The sequence below is a fragment of the Marinococcus sp. LNSP9103-4 genome (assembly GCF_056034345.1).
The window spans coordinates 1-3,119 of record NZ_JBQLIA010000047.1 but is presented as its reverse complement, the minus strand read 5'-3'; the positions used below and the strand labels follow the sequence as shown (position 1 = coordinate 3,119).

2 rRNA genes are annotated in these 3,119 nt (G+C 58.4%); both read right to left on the bottom strand.

Annotated features, from left to right (window positions below):
• Positions 1-85: ribosomal RNA gene (gene rrf / locus ACTRXG_RS16735) — 5S ribosomal RNA — on the bottom strand; the annotation flags it as partial.
• A 65-nt stretch (positions 86-150) separates the two neighbouring features.
• A 23S ribosomal RNA gene (locus ACTRXG_RS16730) occupies positions 151-3,084 on the bottom strand.
• Positions 3,085-3,119: the final 35 nt, after the last annotated feature.

Here is a 3,119-nt window from a genome sequence, read left to right as displayed (position 1 = left end):
ACCCCCGGCTATCATCAACGCTGAAGAGCTTAACTTCCGTGTTCGGCATGGGAACGGGTGGATCCTCTTCGCTGTTGCCACCGGACTGGCCCGTCGGGCCCTGACAACCAAATACCGAGACCGCAGCCACCGCCGCGTATCGTGCTGTGCGTGGATAAGACTTCGACCGATTAGTATCCGTCCGCTGCACATGTCGCCATGCGTCCACGCCGGACCTATCTACCTCGTCATCTCCAAGGGGTCTTATCTCCGTAGAGGGGAAAGGTCATCTTAAGGGGGGCTTCATGCTTAGATGCTTTCAGCACTTATCCCGTCCACACGTAGCTACCCAGCAGTGCTCCTGGCGGAACAACTGGTACACCAGCGGTGTGTCCATCCCGGTCCTCTCGTACTAAGGACAGCTCCTTTCACCTTTCCTGCGCCCGCGACGGATAGGGACCGAACTGTCTCACGACGTTCTGAACCCAGCTCGCGTACCGCTTTAATGGGCGAACAGCCCAACCCTTGGGACCTACTTCAGCCCCAGGATGCGATGAGCCGACATCGAGGTGCCAAACCTCCCCGTCGATGTGAACTCTTGGGAGAGATTAGCCTGTTATCCCCAGGGTAGCTTTTATCCGTTGAGCGACGGCCCTTCCATGCGGTGCCGCCGGATCACTAAGCCCGACTTTCGTCCCTGCTCGACTTGTAAGTCTCGCAGTCAAGCTCCCTTGTGCCTTTGCACTCTGCGAATGATGTCCGACCATTCTGAGGGAACCATTGGGCGCCTCCGTTACTGTTTGGGAGGCGACCGCCCCAGTCAAACTGCCCACCTGACACGGTCCCGAGGCCGGATCACGGCCTGCGGTTAGAATGTCGATACCACCAGGGTAGTATCCCACCAGCGCCTCCTCCGAACCTGGCGGTCCGGATTCGATGGCTCCTACCTATCCTGTACAAGTGGTACCCACATCCAATGTCAAGCTACAGTAAAGCTCCATGGGGTCTTTCCGTCCTGTCGCGGGGAACCTGCATCTTCACAGGTATTATAATTTCACCGGGTCTCTCGTTGAGACAGTGCCCAAGTCGTTGCACCTTTCGTGCGGGTCGGAACTTACCCGACAAGGAATTTCGCTACCTTAGGACCGTTATAGTTACGGCCGCCGTTTACTGGGGCTTCAATTCGGCGCTTCTCCCCCCGAAGGGGGATAACGCCTCCTCTTAACCTTCCAGCACCGGGCAGGTGTCAGCCCCTATACTTCGCCTTACGGCTTCGCAGAGACCTGTGTTTTTGATAAACAGTCGCTTGGGCCCTTTCACTGCGGCTCCCTGGGGCTATTCACCCCGGGGAGCACCCCTTCTCCCGAAGTTACGGGGTCCTTTTGCCGAGTTCCTTAACGAGAGTTTTCCCGCGCGTCTTAGAATACTCATCCCACCTACCTGTGTCGGTTTACGGTACGGGCACCACGTTCCTCGCTAGAGGCTTTTCTTGGCAGGGTAGGTGCCGGCCCTTCGGGCCCCGTAGGGCCCTCCTGGTCACCGCTTGGCCGTATGGGGGAGGGATTTGCCGCTCCCCCGGCCTTGCCAGCTTCAACGCGCATGTCCAGCAGCGCGCGGCCGTGCCTGCCTGCGTCCCCCCATCACTCAAATGGAACGGAGGTGGTACAGGAATATCAACCTGTTTTCCATCGCCTACGCCTTTCGGCCTCGGCTTAGGACCCGACTAACCCTGAGCGGACGAGCCTTCCTCAGGAAACCTTGGGTTTTCGACGGAAGGGATTCTCACCCTTCTTTTCGCTACTCATACCGGCATTCTCACTTCCAGGCGCTCCACCGGTCCTCACGGTCCGGCTTCTGTGCCCCTGGAACGCTCCCCTACCATCTCTCCCATGCGGGAGAGTCCACGGCTTCGGTGCTGCGTTTAGCCCCGGTACATTGTCGGCGCAGAGTCACTCGACTAGTGAGCTATTACGCACTCTTTCAATGATGGCTGCTTCTAAGCCAACATCCTAGTTGTCTAAGCAACTCCACATCCTTTTCCACTTAACGCAGACTTAGGGACCTTAGCCGGTGGTCTGGGCTGTTTCCCTCTCGACGACGGATCTTAGCACTCGCCGTCTGACTCCCGGGCAGCAAGTCGCTGGCATTCGGAGTTTGACTGAATTCGGTAATCCGGGAAGGACCCCTCGTCCAATCAGTGCTCTACCTCCAGGACTCTCATACCCGAGGCTAGCCCTAAAGCTATTTCGGGGAGAACCAGCTATCTCCAGGTTCGATTGGCATTTCACCGCTACCCACGACTCATCCCCGCAATTTTCAACTTGCGTGGGTTCGGGCCTCCAGCCAGTGTTACCTGGCCTTCACCCTGGTCATGGGTAGATCACCTGGTTTCGGGTCTACGCCCGCCTACTGCATCGCCCTCTTCAGACTCGCTTTCGCTGCGGCTCCGCCTTTGCGGCTTAACCTTGCAGACGAGCGTAACTCGCCGGTTCATTCTACAAAAGGCACGCCGTCACCCCTTAACGGGCTCCGACTTCTTGTAGGCACACGGTTTCAGGATCTGTTTCACTCCCCTTCCGGGGTGCTTTTCACCTTTCCCTCACGGTACTGGTTCACTATCGGTCACTAGGGAGTATTTAGCCTTGGGAGATGGTCCTCCCAGCTTCCGACGGGATTTCTCGTGTCCCGTCGTACTCAGGATACCCCCGGCGGGGGGAGGATGTCGGCTACCGGGCTGTTACCGTCTCTGGCGGGCCTTTCCAGGCCGCTTCGCCTATCCTCCCCGCCTGCCGTGCGGGGGTCCTACAACCCCGGGATGCAAGCATCCCGGTTTGGGCTGATTCCGTTTCGCTCGCCGCTACTCGGGAAATCGCGTTTGCTTTCTCTTCCTCCGGGTACTGAGATGTTTCAGTTCCCCGGGTCTACCGTCCGGCGCCTATGTGTTCAGCGGCCGGACGCCTTCCCATGACGGAAGGCGGGTTCCCCCATTCGGACATCTCCGGATCGTAGCTTACGTACAGCTCCCCGGAGCGTTTCGCCGTTCGTCGCGTCCTTCTTCGGCTCCTAGTGCCAAGGCATCCACCGTGCGCCCTTTTCTTCTTAACCACTCGATACGCGGTTGATTCTTCGACGCGGCCGCC